Genomic DNA, 16,844 nt, shown 5'->3' with positions numbered 1-16,844 from the left:
TCCGGCGGGAGCGACGGTCGCGCCCCCGACGAGCCCGGGACCACATCTTTCTCTTTAGCGCGCGATCTCCGTGACTCGCGATTCCCGGACGACCGTGACCCTGATCTGGCCGGGGTAGGTGAGTTCCTCTTCGATCTGCTTGGCGACGTCGCGGGCGAGGACGGCGGCGCCGATGTCGTCGACGTCGTCCGGCTTGACCATGACGCGAATCTCGCGGCCGGCCTGCATCGCGAAGACCTTCTCGACGCCGGTCTTGCCGCCGGCGATCTCCTCGATGCGCTCGAGCCGCTTGACGTAGGCCTCGAGGCTCTCGCGGCGCGCGCCCGGCCGGCCGCCCGAGCACGCGTCCGACGCCTGGGTCAGCACCGCCTCGATCGTCTGCGGCTGCACCTCGTTGTGGTGCGCCTCGATCGCGTGCACGACCTCTTCGGCCTCGCCGTACTTCCGGGCCAGGTCGGCGCCGATCAGCGCGTGGCTGCCCTCGACCTCGTGCGTGAGCGCCTTGCCGATGTCGTGCAGGAACGCGCCGCGCTTGATCAGCGGCGCGTCCAGGCGCAGCTCGGCGGCCATGATGCCGGCGATGTGCGCGGTCTCGACCAGGTGCTTGAGCACGTTCTGCCCGTAGCTCGTGCGGTAGCGCAGCCGGCCCAGCAACGTCACCAGCTCCGGGTGGATCTCGGTGATGCCGACCTCGACCAGCGCGTCCTCGGCCGCCCGCTGGCAGAGTCGTTCGACCTCCTGCTTCGCGCTCTCGAAGACCTCTTCGATGCGGTGCGGGTGGATCCGGCCGTCGAGGACCAGCTTCTCCAGCGTGAGCCGGCCGATCTCGCGACGGACAGGGTCGAAACACGACAGGAGTACGGCCTCGGGCGTGTCGTCGATGATCAGGTTGACGCCGGTGACCGACTCGAACGCGCGGATGTTGCGGCCCTCGCGGCCGATGATCCGGCCCTTCATCTCGTCGCCCGGCAGGTGCAGGACGCTGACCACGCTCTCCGCGGTCTGCTCGCTGGCCACCCGCTGGATCGCCTCGACGACAATGTGCCGGGCGCGCTGCTCGCCGGTCGCGCGGGCGTCGGCCTCGATGTCGCGGACGAGGATCGCGGCCTCGCGCTTGGCCTGCACCTCGATCGACTCGACCAGCTCGGTGCGGGCGGTGTCGGCGGTGAGCCCGGCGATCCGCTCCAACTCCCGGCGGCGCAGCTCGTCGGCTTCGGCGAGCTCGACCTCGCGGGCCTGCAACGCCTTCTCGCGCTCGGCCAGCTCGGCAGCGGCGGTGGCGAGGCGGCGCTCACGTTCGGTGAGGCGCTCGACCTCTTCGCTGTGCTGGCGCTCGCGGTCGTCCATCCGGGCGGCGCGCCGCTCGACGTCGGCCGCGTGTTCCTTGGTCGTGGTGGCGAGCATCGCGGCCTCGCGTTCGCCGCTGCGGCGGGCGGCGGCGCGAAGTTGCTCGGCGTCCTGCTCGGCCTGCTTGTGCGCGCGTTCGAGGACGGTGTCGGCCTCGGCGCGGGCGGTGTCGAGGACGCGGCGGGCCTCGGCGCGCGCCGCGGACGCCTCCGCCTTCGCGGCGGCGGCCTCCGTGCGGGCGGCGGCGGCCGCGGTCTTCGCGGTGTCCACGGTGGAGGACACTTCTTCGGCCTTGGTACGCAGCGACGCCAGCGACTGTTCGTGGCGCTCGCGTTCGGCGGTGAGCTGCGGGTCCTCGACGTCCGTTCTGGTGGCGGGACCGCTCAGGCGCCGGAGGGCGCGGGCACCGAGCACGAGGCCGACCAACACCGCGCCGGCGAGGAGGATGACGGCCGAGAGGAGTATGACGTCGAGCGCGCTCATGCTTTGCCGCCTCCGCAGCGGCATCGCCGGTGTCGCCCGGTCATGACGCCTCCCCTCACCGGTCCGGCACGAGGGAGGGGGTGACCCTCCCGCACTCGCGCGCGGCTGTACGGACGCCCGACCGAGGCGGCTGTGGCCGTGATGAGCCGACCGGAGGTGCGCCTCTGCGCCGCCGGTTGGCCGAAACTGCTATCACCTCGTCACCGAACCGGCCTGTCCGATAACGGGGTATGTGGCCGGGTATCCAGCCAAAGTGATGCCGTCTTGTTACGCGATCTATGTTGTGCGCTTAGCCTGCGATGGTCGGGCAATCCAATCTGTAACGCGAGGCTAGGTCGCGAGGGGCCGTTCGGTCAAGGACTCATGATCCGGCTGGGCGAGGGACATAGGGCACCTATGCGCTCACCCCCTGCTCAACACGCTTCGAACTGGAACTGAAGTTGCCAACAACATCCACGTGGCGTGTCGGTAATCGCGCGGTCGCACACCGTGGATACCCGATGGTGCCACAGCCGCTGTCCACAGTCACCGGTGGCCCTCGGTGTCCAGATGGACCTCGACGTCGTAGAGCAGCTTCTTCGGCTCGCCGTTGGTGACGCCGACGAAGACGGGCTCCGCGGCCGGGATCCGGCCCTGACGGTGGACCGCGTCGCGGGCGGCCTCGCGGGACTCGTGGTGGATCTTGCCGTCCCGGTGGAGCCGCATCGCCTTCTTGGCGGTGGCGCGGTCGGTGTCGAGCTGGATGCGGATCGTCGGCATGTCTTCGGCCCGTCCTTAACGACGTTAAGTTGGTTGCACACTGTAATAGGGTGTGGCCATGAACGCGACGGTCTGGCTCCGTCCCGAATCGCACCGTGATCCCCGGCCTTTGCCGTTGACCAGGCCACGGATCGTCGACGCCGCCGTGTCGGTGCTCGACGAGGGTGGGGTCGACGGCTTGACGATGCGCCGGTTGGCGTCCCGGCTCGCGGTGACGGCGACCGCTCTCTACTGGCACGTGGCGACCAGGGACGACGTGCTCGACCTGGCGCTGGACGCGGTCTTCGGCGAGGTGGAGGTGCCGCGGGCCGGCGAGTGGCGGGCTGACGTGCTGGCCTTGACGAGCCGGTGGCGCGCGGTGATGCTCCGACATCCGTGGGCGCCCGGCCTGGTGGGTCGGCCACTGCTCGGGCCGAACGTACTGGCACGCACCGAGTTCCTGCAGTCGGCGCTGGTCCGGGGCGGTTTCTCGGGCGTCCGTCTGGCGGTGGTGACCCGGCTGCTGGCCAACTTCGTGATCGGGGCGGCGCTGACGGAGTCGACGTGGCAGCGTTCGTCGGACGGCTCGTCGTCGTCGCGCGCGGCGGCCCGGGACTATGTCTCTTCGGCGCCCGACCTGTATCCGACGCTCGTCGCCTCGGGCCATCTCGACGACGCGTGGAGTGACGACGACCTGTTCGCGCGCGGGGTCGAGGCCATCTTGGAGGTTTCGGCATGACGGTGACGATCCGACGCGGCACGACGGCGGACGGCCCGGCGCTGGCGGGCCTACGCTGGCGGCGGTTGACGGAGGAACGCGGGTACGGGGGCACGGACCGGGCGGAGTTCGTCGGTCTGTTCAGTGAGTGGCTGGTCAGAAACAGCGCGACCCACCTACCGTTCGTCGCGCTCGGCGACGCCGACGAGCTCGTCGGCATGGCCTGGCTGATGATCGCGGACCGGGTCCCGACGCCCAAACGCCGCACCCGCCGCAGCGGCGACGTGCAGTCGGTGTACGTGGTCCCCGATCTGCGCGGGGCTGGGGTGGGTCGGTCGTTGATGGATTCGGTGCTGGCGGAGGCCAGGGCGCTGGGGTTGGAGCACGTGACGGTCCACTCGAGTCCGGAGGCGGTGCCGTTCTACGAACGCACCGGGTTCGCCCACGATCCGGAGTGGCTGCGCTGGCTGCCGGAGTAGGCCGGGGCGGCGGTAGGGCTGCTGGCTCACGCTCGGATGTCGGTGCGAGTGGTCGTTGCCGCGCGGGTGCCGTGGTGCGCGGGCCAGCAGCGATGCCGCGGACGTCGATGCGGGTGGGTCGCTGGTCCCTGCGAGGAGCCGTGGTCAGCAGCGATGCCGTCGCAGCGGCTCGGATGCGGGTACGCGCGGTCATCGGTCCCAGCGCGCTTCCCGAGGTGAGGGCGCGCCAGCACCGCTGCCACCGGCCACGGCGCGGATGCCGATGCGACCGCTGTTCGGCCTCGGCCACGGCGCGTGCTCCTACGGTGACGCCGCCGGCCATAGCGCGGACGCCGGCTCTCGTTAGCGCGGGCGCGGGCGCCGCGGCCATGCCCCTCCGCAACGCCACCGGCCACGACGCGAACACCGGCACCCAGCCCTCGCCTAACCGGGGCACGGCTGCCGGCGGCGCATGTTCCCCCGCGACGCCACCGGCCAGGCAACGAACGCCCGCACCAGCCCTCGTCCGGCCCAGGCGCGGCCACCGCCGCACCTGCTCTCTCCACGACGCCACCCGCCGGGCAACGAACGCTCGCGCCAGCCCTCGTCCGGCGCAGGCGCGGCGACCGCCGCACCTACTCCCTCATGACGCCACCCGCCAGGCAACGAACGCCCGCACCAACCCTCGTCCGGCCCGGGCGCGTCCACCGCCGCACGTCGCTCCCCCGGCGATGCCGCCGGTGCGAATGCCGGCACCGGTGCCCGTTTGGCCCTGGCGCGGCCGCCGCGGCGCGCGCCCCCTCGCGACGCCGCCGGCGCGAGTGCCGGCACCGACCGTTGTTCTGCCGCGCCCGCGGCCCCGGCGCATGCTCCCCGGTGACGCCACCAACTACGGCGCCGATGCCGGCACCAACCGTCGTTTTGCCCGCGCGGCGGCCGCAGCGCGGGCTCCCCCTGCTACGCCCTCCGCGCGAATGCGCCACCGACGCTCGTTCGGCTGCGGGCGCGGGCGCGGTGACCGCAGTTTCGTGGCCGCGGCTCGCGGCGCCGTCGCGCCAGCGTCGCGGGCGACGGCCGGGGAAGATCGTTCGATTGCTAGTCCGCGTCCGTCGGGCGGGTGAGGTCGGCGTCCGTGTCCATCGAGGACTGGGCCTCGGCCAGGGCGTCGACGTCGACGTTGTCGGCGAACTCGGCTGCTTCGGCGCTCTGCGCCGCCAGGGCGTCCTTGACCGCGCGGATCGCGACGCCCGGGGCGTAGCCCTTGCGGGCCAGCATGCCGACCAGTCGCCGGAACACCTGTTCCGGGTCGCCGCGGACCGTGCGGAGCTTGCGGTCCACCAGTGCGCGGGCGGTGTCGGCCTCGGTCGAGTCGTCGAGTTGTTCGAGGGCCGCGCCGGCCGTCTCGGAGTCGACGCCGTGTTTGCGTAGCTCGTTGGCCAGCGCCCGGCGGGCCAGCCCGCGGCCCGCGTGGCGGCTGCTCACCCACGCCCGGGAGAACGCCGCGTCGTCGATGATGCCGACCTCGTCGTAGCGGTCGAGTACCGCGGCCGCCGTCTCCTCCGAGATGCCCCGGCGGGCCAGTGCGCGCGCCAGTTCCGCGCGGGTGCGTGGCCGCACCGCGAGTTGCCGGAGGCAGATCTCCCGGGCCATCTCGGCCTCGTCGGCCGGCGACGCGGGAGCACCCGTGCCGCTCCCGGACGCCGCGCGTCCCGACGAGCCGAACCCGCCGGACCGCCCACGACCGCGACCGCCACCGACTCGACCACCTCGCCCGGACCAGCCACCGCGGCCACCACCCGCACCAGCGTCAGAGCCGTCACCGGCGGCATCGCCGCCGAACCGACCCGCACCGCCACCACCGGCGCGACCGCGGGCGGACCACCTGCCGCTCGCACCAGCGTCGGAGCTGTCGCCAGCCGCGTCGCCGTCGCCAAACCCGCCCACACCGCGATCAGCCCGCCCAGACCAACCACTGCCCGAGCCGTCACCGGCGGCATCGCCGCCCTGCCGACCCGCACCGCGACCACCCCGCGCAGACCAACCACCGCCCGCACCGGCATCCGAGCCGTCGCCGGCTGGGCGGCTGCGACCGCCGCGCCGGGTGGCCGGAGCGTCAGCGTCCGCGGACGGTGACGGCCCCTCGTGGTCCAGGACCGCCGCTCGGCCGCCCCACGGGTCGTCGAGGGGCTCCGCCCCCTCCGGCCAGGCGAACTCGGCCGCCGGGTCCGTCTGGGTCTCGCCGTCCGGCGCCGGATGGGGGCGGCGGGTGCGTGGACGTGGTGGTGCCGCGTCCCAGCCTCGGCCGGAACGGGCACCCCTGCGTCGACCGGCCATGGCCGGTCAGCTCGTTAGAAGTCGACCGGCGGCAACTCGAGGCCGCCGGCCGCGTCGCCGGCGCCCTGGCCTACGCCGAGCTTTTCGAGGATCTTCTTTTCGATCTCGGCGGCTACGTCGGGGTTTTCCTTGAGGAACTCGCGGGCCTTTTCCTTGCCCTGGCCGAGCTGGTCGCCGTCGTAGGTGTACCAGGCGCCCGACTTGCGGATGATGTTCTGTTCGACGCCCACGTCGATCAGGGAGCCCTCGCGGGAGATGCCCTTGCCGTACATGATGTCGAACTCGGCCTGCTTGAACGGCGCCGCGACCTTGTTCTTGACGACCTTGACGCGGGTGCGGTTGCCGACCACGTCGGTGCCGTCCTTGAGGCTTTCGATGCGGCGCACGTCGAGGCGGACCGAGGCGTAGAACTTCAGCGCCCGGCCACCGGTCGTGGTCTCCGGGCTGCCGAACATCACGCCGATCTTCTCGCGGAGCTGGTTGATGAAGATCGCGGTCGTGCCCGAGTTGTTGAGGATACCGGTGATCTTGCGGAGCGCCTGGCTCATCAGGCGGGCCTGCAGACCCACGTGGCTGTCGCCCATCTCGCCCTCGATCTCGGCGCGCGGCACGAGGGCCGCCACCGAGTCGATGACGATGATGTCGAGCGCGCCGGAGCGGATCAGCATGTCGGCGATCTCGAGCGCCTGCTCACCGGTGTCGGGCTGGGAGACCAGCAGCGCGTCGGTGTCGACACCGAGCGCCCTGGCGTAGTCGGGATCGAGCGCGTGCTCCGCGTCGATGAAGGCCGCGATGCCACCCGCCCGCTGGGCGTTGGCCACGGCGTGCAGCGCCACCGTCGTCTTGCCGGAGGACTCCGGACCGTAGACCTCGATGACCCGCCCGCGCGGCAGGCCGCCGACGCCGAGCGCCACGTCGAGCGCGATGGACCCGGTCGGGATCACCGCCGTCTGGATGACCGGCCGCTCTCCCAGCCGCATCACCGAACCCTTGCCGAACTGTTTGTCGATCTGCGCGAGAGCAAGGTCTAGCGCCTTGTCCCGATCTGGCCCTGTCGCCATCGCCGCCACCCCTGCCTTCGCCGGCATTTTCGAACTCTTCGTCACGCGGACAACCTAGGCGCTGGGTATGACAGAAAACAGCCGCCGTGCCGCGCCTGTGGATAACCGCCAGGTGAGGACTCTAGCCGAACAGGTGTTCTACGCGGAGTCGACACGCCGAACGTGAAGACCCGCTCACCGCAACCGGGCCGGCACCCTGTCGGGGTAGGCGGCCACGACCGCCCGCCAGACCACCACCGTCTCCACGCCCGCGGCCAACGCCTGCTCGACGGTCCGCCCGCCGAGCTGCGGCAACACCTGGTCGCTGGCGATGCTGGCCGCGTAGCCGGGCCCGAACGCCTGCTCGAGCCGCGCCCAGAAATCGGTCAACCGCACAGTCCCAGCACCCCTCGTCAAGGAAGACAACCGGATAGCCAACCTACGCCGGGTCGGCGACTCTCAGTTAATCCCCAGCCCCATGAGCTTGACCCCACACCACCGGCGCACCCTATAGTCCTATGAAACTAGAGAAATGCGAGAAGGGCATGATCGAGTTTCATCTGGACGGTCGTTCCGGCGTCGCTCCCTACATGCAGCTCATCCAGCAGGTCCGCCAGGCGCTGCGCCTCGGCCTGCTGCGCGAGGGTGACCGGCTCCCGACGATCAAGGACGTGGTCGCCACGGTCGCGATCAACCCGAACACCGTGCTCAAGGCCTACCGGGAGCTGGAGTACGAGGGCCTGGTCAGCGCCCGTCCCGGGGTCGGCACGTTCGTCGCCCGCACCCTCAACGCGGAGACCGCCGCCGTCGAGCCGCTGCGCGAGGAGCTGCGCGCCTGGCTGCGCAAGGCCAGGAAGGCGGGCCTCGACCCGGAGAGCATCGAGGCGCTGTTCGCCACCACCTTCCGCGCCCAGTCGGAGAGCGAGGCACGAGCATGACGGTGCTGCGAGCGGAAAACCTGACGAAGAGGTACGGGCGACGCGAGGCGTTGGCCGACTGCACCCTGGACGTCCCGGCCGGCCGGGTCGTCGGCCTCGTCGGCCCGAACGGCGCCGGCAAGACCACCCTGCTGCAGCTCGCTGTCGGCATGCTGACACCGACCGCCGGCACGATCACGGTCCTCGGCGGTCGCCCCGGCGCCGGTCCCGACCAGCTCGCTAAGGTCGGCTTCGTGGCGCAGGACGCAGCCACGTACGCCAACCTGACCGTGGCCGACCACCTGCGGTTCGGCGCCCGCACCAACCCGCGGTGGGACCAGGCGGTGGCCGGCGAGCGGATCGCCGCGCTCGGCCTCGACCCGCGGCAGAAGGCCGGCCGGCTCTCCGGCGGCCAGCGCGCCCAACTGGCCCTGACCATGGCCATCGCGAAGCGCCCCGAGCTGCTGGTCCTCGACGAGCCGGTGGCCAGCCTCGACCCGATCGCCCGGCGCGAGTTCCTGCGCGCGCTGATGGCGCACACGGCGGAGCACCGTACCAGCGTGATCCTCTCGTCCCATCTCGTCTCCGACCTGGAACGGGTCTGCGACCACCTGATCGTGTTGACCGCGTCCCGGGTCCGGGTCGCGGGCGACGTCGACGAGCTCATGGGCACCCACTACCGGCTCACCGGCGCCCGGCGCGACGCCGCCGACCTGCCCGCGGGCGCCGAGGTGATCGAGCACAGCGCCACCGGCCGGCAGTCCACGTTCGTCGTCCGCAGCGTCGTGCCGATCGACGACCCGTCGCTCACCGTCGAACAGCTCACCCTCGAGGAGCTGGTCCTGGCCTACCTGTCGCGGTCCGTCGCGGCGCACCGGCCCGAGTTGGAGGCCGCCCGATGATCTGGTTCACCTGGCGCCAGTTCCGCACGCCGGCCGTCGTCGCCGCGGGTGCGCTGGCCGTCGTCGCCGCCCTGCTGATGATCAGCGCGGGCGGCGTGAGCGACCTCTACTCCGGCGTCGCCGCCTGCCGGACCGACTGCGCCGACACGGTCGAGTCCTTCCTCACGCGGTTCCACAACAGCGCGAGCGGCACGATCTATTACACGACCATGGCCGTCATGTACGCCGCTCCGCCGCTGATCGGCGTCTTCTGGGGCGCGCCGCTGGTCGCCCGCGAGATCGAGGCGGGTACGCATCGCGTGGCCTGGACCCAGTCGATCACCCGGACCCGCTGGCTGGCCACCAAGCTCGGGCTGGTCGGCGCCGCGACGGCCGCCGCGATCGGCCTGCTGAGCTGGGCGGTGACCGCGTGGGCGGGCCGCGTCGACAGCGCCGCCGCCGACCGGATCACCCCACTGGTGTTCGGAGCCCGCGGCGTCGTACCCGTCGCGTACGCCCTCTTCGCCTTCATGCTCGGCGTCACCGTCGGCATGCTGGTCCGCCGGACGGTGCCGGCGATGGCGACGACCCTGATCGGGTACGCGGCCGCGGTCGCGGCGATGCCGCTCTGGCTGCGCACCCACCTGGCGCCCGCGACGCACGAGACCCCGGCGCTCGACATGGGAAAGCTGGACGCCCTGATGATCAGTCAGAGCGGCGAGATGCTGATCGAGCCCGACCCGGTCGCCGACGCCTGGACGATCACCAACCGGCCGATCACCACGACCGGCGAGGTGTTCACCGGTCCCGCGGACCCGACGAGGTGCGGCCCGGACATGCCCAACGGCTCGTGCGCCGACTGGGTCGGCACGCTCGGCCTGCGCCAGGACGTCGTCTACCACCCGGGCAACCAGTTCTGGACCCTGCAGTGGATCGAAGCCGGCGTCTTCGTCGCCCTCGCCGCCGCGCTGGCGGTGCTCAGCTTCTGGTGGCTCCACCGTCGATCGAGTTGACGGCCGTGGGGTGCCCGACCGGGCCGGAGGAAGAAGGTGCCGGCCCGGTGGGCAACGGGCGTAACGCTAGCGCGACGAGGGGGATGACCGCAGTAGCGGCCAGCAGTGTCAGCACCGGATATCCCGCGAGTTCCACCACGACGCCGCTCAGGGCGCCGGCCGCCGCTCCCGCGACGCCCATCAGCGTGTCGGACAGGCCCTGGGCGGCGGCCCGGACGTCGACGGCGACGGACTCGGACAACAGGGTCGAGCCGGCCACCATCGTGGCCGACCAGCCCAGGCCCAGCAGCAACAGGCCGACCGTCAGCCACGGGGTCGAGTGGCCGGACGCGCCGGACACCGCGCACGCGGCGACCAGCACCGCGGCGCCCGCGAGGACCACCACGCGACGGCCCAGCCGGTCGGCCAGCCAGCCGATCAGCGGCGAGAACGCGTACATGCCGACGATGTGCACACTGAGCACGATCCCGACGATCCGCAGCACGTCGGCCTCGGCGTGGCCGCCCTCCTGGTCGATGTGCACCGGCGTCATCGACATCACGCCGACCATGACGAGGTGGCCGACCGCGACGGCGGCGACGCCGAGGCGGGCGGTCTGGTTGCCGAACACCGCGCGGAAGCCGTCGCGGGCGGTCGGCCGGCCCGGCAGGCTCGCGGCGGGCGCGACCGCGCGGGCCGTCAGGAACGGGTCGGGCCGCAGGAACACGAACAGCAGGATCGCCGCGACCGTGAACGCCAGCACACTCGCCGCGAACGGGCCGGCCAGCGCCGGCAGGCCGAGCCGGATCCCGCCGCTGTCGGCGAGCGCGGTCAGGTTGGGAGCCGCGACGGCGCCGAGGGTGGTCGCCCAGACGACGACGGCGAGTTGGCGGGCGCGGCGGTCGGGGGTCGCGAGGTCGATCGCGGCGTACCTGGCCTGCAGGTTGGCGGCCGACCCACCGCCGAAGGCGGCGAACCCGACCAGCAGCAGCGGCAGGTTGCCGGTCACGGTGGAGAGCACGACCAGGACGGCACCGACGACCCCGACGGCGTACGCGGTGACCAGGCCGCTGCGCCGCCCGTACGCTGTCGTGATCTTGCTGATCGGGATGGCCAGGGCGGCGGCGCCGATGACCAGGGCGCTGGAGGCGACGCCGGAGACGGCGGTGCCGCCGATCCGGGCGGCCAGCAGCGCGCCGACCGCGATCCCGACAGTGGTGCCGATCCCGGCCAGGATCTGCGTGCCGAACAGCAGCCGGAGCGTGCGCCGCTGAACGGCCGAGACATCCATGAGCGGCAGGTTAACGGCCGACACCCGGCACCGTAAGGGACTGACCGGACAACACCGCCTTACCCGGCGAGGCCTGACCCGCTTTGTCACGCTGCTCACACCCCGCTCGGGGCGCGGGCGACCACAGCGCGCACGCCCGCGGCGTACCGTGTCGAGGTGTCGACCCCTACCACGCCGTCCGAGCTGATCCAGACTCCGGACCAGCGGTTGCGGGTGTTCGTCAGCTCCACGCTCGATGAGCTCTCGATCGAGCGGACGGCCGTCAGCGAGGCCGTGCGCCGGCTGCACCTGGCGCCGGTGATGTGCGAGGACTGTGGCCGGCCCCACGCGCCGCGCGACGTCTACCGCGCCGACATCGCGCAGAGCCACGTCTTCATCGGGGTGTACGGCGAGGACTACGGCTGGATCGCCCCGGGGGCGTCGCTGTCCGGCATCGAGGACGAGTACCGGCTGGCCTCGGACATGCCCCGGCTGATCTACGTCAAGACGCCGGCACCCCGGCGGGACCCGCGGCTGGCCGCGCTGATCGAGGACATCGAGTCGAGCGCCGACGTCTCGTTCCGCCGCTTCTCCGACGCCCGCGAGCTGCGCCGGCTGGTCGAGCACGACATCGCGGTGCTGCTCACCGAGCGGTTCCAGGAAAGCGGGGTAGGGCCCGAGACCGCGCCGCCGGCGGCGATCCCGGTCGCGCGTACGCAGATGTTCGACCGCGACCTCGAGATCGCCGCGCTGACGGAGCTGCTCACGGACGAGGACGTGCGCCTGGTCACCCTGACCGGGCCCGGCGGGGTCGGCAAGACCCGGCTCGCCACCGACCTCGCCGAGCGGCTGCGGCGGCTGTTCCCGGACGGCATCGGCTATGTGGAGCTGTCCACCGTCAACACCCCCGACCTGGTCGTCGACGCGATCGCCCGCGCGCTCGGGCTGCGCACGTCGAGCACCTGGCGCCCGCTGGCCGACATCGTGGCGTTCCTGCGTACCCGCCAGATGTTGCTCGTGGTCGACAACTTCGAGCACGTCGCGGAGGCCGCACCGGTGGTCGCCGACATCCTGGCCGGCGCGGCGGGCGTGACCGCGCTCGTGACCAGCCGCTCCCCCATCCGGATCAGCGGCGAGCACGCGTTCGCGCTGGAGCCGCTGGCGATCCCCGACCGGGACATCACGCTGGACGTGGTCGGCCACTACGGCTCGGTGCGGCTCTTCGTCGACCGCGCCCGGGCCGCTTCGGGCGCGTTCAGCCTCAACGAGGAGAACCTGCCGGCCGTCGTCGAGATCTGCCGGCGGCTGGAAGGGCTCCCGCTGGCGATCGAGCTGGCCGCCGCGAAGATCCGCGTGCTGCCGCCGGCCGCGATCCTGCAGCGCCTCGGCCGGCCGTTGGAGCTGCTCACCGGCGGTGCGCGCGACCTGCCCGACCGGCAGCGCACCCTGCGTGACACCGTCGGCTGGAGCTACGACCTGCTCAGCTTCAGCGAGCGCCGGCTCTTCCGCCGGCTCGCGGTGTTCACGGGCGGCTTCACCCTCGACGCGGCGGAAGCGGTCGGCGCGGGCGCGGACGACGACGTCGTGGACTCGCTCGACGGGCTGGTGCAGAGCAGCCTGGTGCGCCAGGTGAGCAAGCCGGCCGACGAGACCCGGTTCCGGATGCTCGACAGCATCCGCCAGTTCGCCCTCGACCAGCTCCGCGACGGGCCCGACTGGGATCCCGCGCACCAGGCCCACGCCGCCCACTACCTCGACCTGGCGCTGACGGCGGAGTCGAGCCTGAACCGGCTGGCCGAGACCGGGCTGCTGGACCGGCTCGAGACCGAGCACGACAACCTGACCGCGGCGATGACCTGGTTCCTGGACCGCCACGACCCCGAGTCCGCGCTGCGGCTGGCCGAGGCGATCTGGGTGTTCTGGTGGCTGCACGGGCACATCGACGAGGCGCTGCGCTACCTGACCCGGATCTTCGAGATGAGCGAATACCTGTCCCGCCGCGGGTACGGCCGCGCGCTGCTCTCGGCGGGGACGATGTCGCTGGCCAGCGGTGACCTCGCCCGCGGCGGGCCCCGGCTGGAGCGGGCCCTGCTGATCCTGCGCGAGGTCGGCGACATGGAGGGCATCGCCCGCGCCGCCGGGCCGCTGGGCCACCTCGCGATCATCCAGTACGACTTCGACCGGGCGCGGCCGCTGATCGAGGAGGCCAGCCGGCTGTCCGCGCAGATCGGCGACGACTGGCAGACGAGCGTCCACCACAGCCGGCTCGGCACGATCGCGATGCTGGAGGACGACCACGACGGGGCGGCGGACGAGTTCCACGAGGCGCTGGTCGCCGCGCAGCAGGCCGACGACTCGGTGGGCACCTCGGTGGCGCTCTACAGCCTGGCGCTCAACTCGATGGCCCGGGGCGACTTCGCCGAAGCACACGACTACCTGGCCGACGGGTTGTCGGCGGCCTACGGCAAGGGCGACACCAACAGCCCGCCGCTGTTCATCGCGGCGCTGGGCGATCTGGACGCCCGGCTGGGCGAGCCGGAGCGGGCGGTGCGGCTGGCCGCGGCGGCCGCGGCCCTGCAGACGCCGTCGGGGGCGACGTGGCTCGGCGCGTACGTGCTGTCGTGGCCGGACGACGGCCCGGACGAGGACTCGCTGCGCCGCAAGCTGGGGAACGCGACGTTCGACCGGGCCCGCCGGCAGGGCGCGGCGCTGGGCCTTGATCGGGCGGTGGCCGAAGCGTTGGCGACCTGACCCCGTCAGGTCGTCAGCGTCACAGCGACCTTTCCGCAGTGCTCGTCCGTTAGTTGATCATGCGAAGGTCGGGTGAGAAACCTACGCTTTCGCCATGGCCAAGCGTTTCGTAGGTCGCGCGCGAACCGCCGACCCGGTCCGGCTGGACGCCCCGCGGCCCTCGACCCGCCACACCGTGCGGGCCCGGGTCGACAAACCGGACGTCGGCACCCGGGTCATCCGTCTCCCGGACGCCACGCAGGCCATCTTCGTCGACCACAGCGGCCGCCGCGGCCGGCGCCTACGGTGGACGCTGTACGCCGTCTCGCTGCTCGTCCTCGCGCTGCTCGCCCTGCTCTGGCTCACCCAGGTGGTGGAGATCGGCTGATGGGCACCTGGCGAGGGGGCCAGCGCATCGGCGACACGCAGCACGTCGTCCTGCCCGAGCCCGGACGGTCCCGGTTCTCCGGGCGGCGATGGATCCTCGCCGGCATCGGCACGCTGGTGCTGGCCAACCTGCTCGCGATCGGCGCGTACGCGAACTCGCGCTTCGCGCCCGACAACGAGGGCGAGCCGGGACGGCAGAGCGGAGTGCCGGCGGCGGTCCGCGAGGGCGGCCCGGTGGTCGACGCCCGGGACGGCCGGGCCGTCGCCCACCGGGTCCCGGACCGCACGATCGTACTCACCTTCGACGACGGTCCTGATCCACTGTGGACCCCGCAGGTGCTGGACGTGCTGCACAAGCACGGCGTCCCGGCCACGTTCTTCGTCCTGGGCTCGCAGACCAGCCGCTACCCGGAGTTCGTGGAGCGGATGGTGCGCGAGGGGCACGAGGTCGGCGCGCACACGTTCACCCACCCCGACCTCGCCGGGCTGTCCGGCTGGCGGCAACGGCTCGAGCTGAGCCAGACCCGGTCGGCCATCGCGTACGCCGCCGGCGTGACGACTCCGCTGCTGCGGCTGCCGTACTCCAGCGGAGTGGACTCGCTCGACGACAAGCACTGGTCGGTGGTCCGCGCGGCGGGCGGTCAGGACATGGTCTCGGTCTTCGACGACACCGACAGCCGGGACTGGGCCCGGCCGGGCGTCGACGCGATCGTGCGCAGTTCGACACCGGAGGACGGGCACGGCGCGGTGGTGCTGATGCACGACGCGGGCGGCGACCGGTCACAGACGGTGGCGGCGCTCGACACGTTCATCCCCGCGATGCGCGCGCAGGGCTACCGCTTCACCACTGTGGAGGGTGCGTTCGGCGGTGCGGCGCCGGGTCTGGCGGCGGGCCACGCTTCCACGGGCGACCAGGTGCGCGGCGGCCTGCTGGTCTGGGCGGTCAAGATCGCCGACGGCACCGGGCGGTTGCTCTGGGTGCTGCTGTTGCTGGTCGGGACGCTGACGCTGGCCCGTACCCTCGTGCTCTTCGGTTTCGCCCTCCGCCACGCCCGCCGGCGCCGCGCCCGCACCTGGTCGTGGGGGCCCGAGGTGAACGCGCCGGTCACGGTGATCGTGCCGGCGTACAACGAGGTCAAGACCATCGCCGCCGCGGTACGCAGCCTCGCCACCGGCACCCATCCGGAGGTCGAGGTGCTGGTCGTCGACGACGAGTCCGACGACGGCACGGCCGAGGAGGTGGAGGCGCTCGGCCTGCCCAACGTGCGGGTGGTCCGGGTGCCCGGCGGCGGGAAGGCGGCGGCGCTGAACGCCGGTGTCGCGCTGGCCCGGCACGACCTGCTGGTGATGGTCGACGCCGACACCGTCGTCGAGCGCGACGCGATCCACCGGCTGGTGCAGCCGTTCGCCGACCCCGCGGTGGGCGCGGTCGCCGGCAACGTCAAGGTGGGCAACCGGCGCCGGATCATCGGGCGCTGGCAGCACATCGAGTACGTGATCGGGTTCAACCTCGACCGGCGGCTCTACGACACGCTGCACTGCATGCCGACGATCCCGGGTGCGCTGGGCGGCTTCCGGCGCGAGGCGGTGCTGGCGGCGGGCGGGCTGAGCCGGGCCACGCTGGCCGAGGACACCGACCTGACGATGGCGATCCACCGGGCCGGGTTCCAGGTGGTGTACGAGGAGACCGCGCTGGCCCGCACCGAGGCGCCGAGCACGCTGCCGGAGCTGTGGCGGCAGCGGTACCGGTGGAGCTACGGCACGATGCAGGCGATGTGGCGGCACCGCCGGGCGCTGCGCGAGCGCGGGGCCTCGGGCCGGTTCGGCCGGCGCGGGCTGCCGTTCATCGCGCTGTTCTCGGTGGTCCTGCCGCTGCTCGCCCCCGTGCTGGACATCGTCGCCGTCTACGGCGTGTTCTTCCTCGACCGGGTCGAGGCGCTGGTCGCCTGGCTCGCGGTGCTGGTGATCCAGGTGATCACCGCGGTCCTGGCGTTCCGGCTCGACCGCGAGCCGCTGCGACCACTCTGGGCGCTCCCCTTCCAGCAACTCGTCTACCGCCAGGTGATGTACCTGGTGCTCGTGCACGCCGCGGCCACGGCGCTCACCGGCGGCCTGTTGCGCTGGCAACACCTGCGGCGCAGTGGCGAGGTCGCGGCCTCGGCCACCTGACCGTTTCGCCCTCTCCGCGGTGGGTAGGGCTTGAGGCATGGGCGTACGTCGTGAGCTGGGTATGTCGGCCGAGCCGGAGGTCGTGTACAACACGGCCACGGATCCCGCGCGCGCGTCGGCGTGGCTGCCCGAGGCGCTGCACCGCACCGCGCCCCGGATGGCGCCGGGGCTGTCCGCGAGCTGGCACCAGGTCGGCGGCGTGTGGCAGGCGGACCTGGTGGTGCAGGACGAGCCGGCCGGCGGTGCCGTCGCCGTGCTGACGTTGGCGGCGGACGGGCTCGAGGAGCCGGCGCTCGCGGAGATCGCGGAGCGGGCGCTGACCGATCTGGACCGCGAGGCGGAGGAAGCGTTCACGGGCGGCTGAGTATCTTTGGCTGGCT

14 protein-coding genes and 1 pseudogene are annotated in these 16,844 nt (G+C 72.5%); 9 read left to right on the top strand and 6 right to left on the bottom strand.

All coding sequences use genetic code 11. The features are described from left to right. Positions 1-54: 54 nt before the first annotated feature. Both rny and Asi02nite_RS26575 read right to left on the bottom strand, forming a co-directional pair. Entirely contained in the window at positions 55-1,830 is a 1,776-nt protein-coding gene (gene rny, locus Asi02nite_RS26580) for a ribonuclease Y (protein ID WP_203716638.1), read from the bottom strand. A gap of 525 nt (positions 1,831-2,355) precedes the next feature. After that, the gene (locus tag Asi02nite_RS26575) at positions 2,356-2,589 is read right to left on the bottom strand and encodes a hypothetical protein (RefSeq protein WP_203716637.1); all 234 of its coding nucleotides are present in this window, start codon (positions 2,587-2,589) and stop codon (positions 2,356-2,358) included. 115 nt (positions 2,590-2,704) lie between these two features. On the opposite strand from Asi02nite_RS26575, the gene Asi02nite_RS26570 reads away from it, so the two are divergent. Next, positions 2,705-3,307, top strand: a complete 603-nt coding sequence (locus Asi02nite_RS26570) for a TetR/AcrR family transcriptional regulator (protein ID WP_239127118.1) — start codon at positions 2,705-2,707, stop codon at positions 3,305-3,307. Beyond that, on the top strand, positions 3,304-3,765 hold the full coding sequence (locus Asi02nite_RS26565) for a GNAT family N-acetyltransferase (RefSeq protein WP_203716635.1): 462 nt from the start codon (positions 3,304-3,306) through the stop codon (positions 3,763-3,765). Before Asi02nite_RS26570 ends, Asi02nite_RS26565 begins: the two co-directional genes overlap by 4 nt. A 1,074-nt stretch (positions 3,766-4,839) precedes the next feature. Here Asi02nite_RS26565 and Asi02nite_RS26560 read toward each other — a convergent pair. The 3 genes and pseudogenes from Asi02nite_RS26560 to Asi02nite_RS26550 all read right to left on the bottom strand — a co-directional run. Next, a pseudogene (locus Asi02nite_RS26560) lies at positions 4,840-5,418 on the bottom strand (regulatory protein RecX); the annotation flags it as partial. A gap of 674 nt (positions 5,419-6,092) precedes the next feature. Further along, positions 6,093-7,139 carry a recombinase RecA gene (gene recA, locus Asi02nite_RS26555; RefSeq protein WP_203708417.1) on the bottom strand — a complete coding sequence of 349 codons (1,047 nt, stop codon included), beginning with the start codon at positions 7,137-7,139 and terminating at the stop codon, positions 6,093-6,095. A gap of 174 nt (positions 7,140-7,313) precedes the next feature. After that, entirely contained in the window at positions 7,314-7,514 is a 201-nt protein-coding gene (locus Asi02nite_RS26550) for a DUF3046 domain-containing protein (RefSeq protein WP_203716633.1), read from the bottom strand. Between the two features lie 149 nt (positions 7,515-7,663). Here Asi02nite_RS26550 and Asi02nite_RS26545 point away from each other — a divergent pair, with 149 nt between their 5' ends. The 3 genes from Asi02nite_RS26545 to Asi02nite_RS26535 are packed head-to-tail and all read left to right on the top strand — an operon-like array spanning position 7,664 to position 9,929. Next, entirely contained in the window at positions 7,664-8,056 is a 393-nt protein-coding gene (locus Asi02nite_RS26545; RefSeq protein WP_203716632.1) for a GntR family transcriptional regulator, read from the top strand. After that, the gene (locus Asi02nite_RS26540) at positions 8,053-8,937 is read left to right on the top strand and encodes an ABC transporter ATP-binding protein (RefSeq protein ID WP_203716631.1); all 885 of its coding nucleotides are present in this window, start codon (positions 8,053-8,055) and stop codon (positions 8,935-8,937) included. Before Asi02nite_RS26545 ends, Asi02nite_RS26540 begins: the two co-directional genes overlap by 4 nt. Next, positions 8,934-9,929: an ABC-2 membrane transporter-related protein gene (locus Asi02nite_RS26535; RefSeq protein WP_203716630.1), complete on the top strand. Its 996-nt coding sequence runs from the start codon at positions 8,934-8,936 to the stop codon at positions 9,927-9,929. The genes Asi02nite_RS26540 and Asi02nite_RS26535 overlap by 4 nt, the downstream gene beginning before the upstream one ends. Here the strand turns inward: Asi02nite_RS26535 and Asi02nite_RS26530 are convergent. Continuing rightward, positions 9,895-11,199, bottom strand: coding sequence for an MFS transporter (locus Asi02nite_RS26530; RefSeq protein WP_203716629.1), 1,305 nt, complete (start codon positions 11,197-11,199; stop codon positions 9,895-9,897). The two genes, Asi02nite_RS26535 and Asi02nite_RS26530, sit on opposite strands and share 35 nt — an antisense overlap. A 156-nt stretch (positions 11,200-11,355) precedes the next feature. Between Asi02nite_RS26530 and Asi02nite_RS26525 the strand changes: the two genes are divergently transcribed. The 4 genes from Asi02nite_RS26525 (at position 11,356) to Asi02nite_RS26510 (ending at position 16,828) form a co-directional block, all read left to right on the top strand. Then, positions 11,356-13,929, top strand: coding sequence for a DUF4062 domain-containing protein (locus Asi02nite_RS26525; RefSeq protein ID WP_203716628.1), 2,574 nt, complete (start codon positions 11,356-11,358; stop codon positions 13,927-13,929). Positions 13,930-14,023: 94 nt separating this feature from the next. Beyond that, positions 14,024-14,296: a hypothetical protein gene (locus Asi02nite_RS26520; protein WP_203716627.1), complete on the top strand. Its 273-nt coding sequence runs from the start codon at positions 14,024-14,026 to the stop codon at positions 14,294-14,296. Continuing rightward, positions 14,296-16,464 (top strand): bifunctional polysaccharide deacetylase/glycosyltransferase family 2 protein, encoded by a 2,169-nt coding sequence (locus Asi02nite_RS26515; RefSeq protein WP_203716626.1) that lies wholly within the window; start codon positions 14,296-14,298, stop codon positions 16,462-16,464. The genes Asi02nite_RS26520 and Asi02nite_RS26515 overlap by 1 nt, the downstream gene beginning before the upstream one ends. A 37-nt stretch (positions 16,465-16,501) precedes the next feature. Continuing rightward, the gene (locus tag Asi02nite_RS26510; protein ID WP_239127113.1) at positions 16,502-16,828 is read left to right on the top strand and encodes a hypothetical protein; all 327 of its coding nucleotides are present in this window, start codon (positions 16,502-16,504) and stop codon (positions 16,826-16,828) included. Positions 16,829-16,844 lie beyond the last annotated feature (16 nt).

Origin of the sequence: Asanoa siamensis (genome assembly GCF_016862555.1) — a bacterium.
GTDB lineage: Bacteria > Actinomycetota > Actinomycetes > Mycobacteriales > Micromonosporaceae > Asanoa > Asanoa siamensis.
Note: the sequence above shows the minus strand (reverse complement) of the source record. Positions and strands in the feature narration are given on the sequence as shown.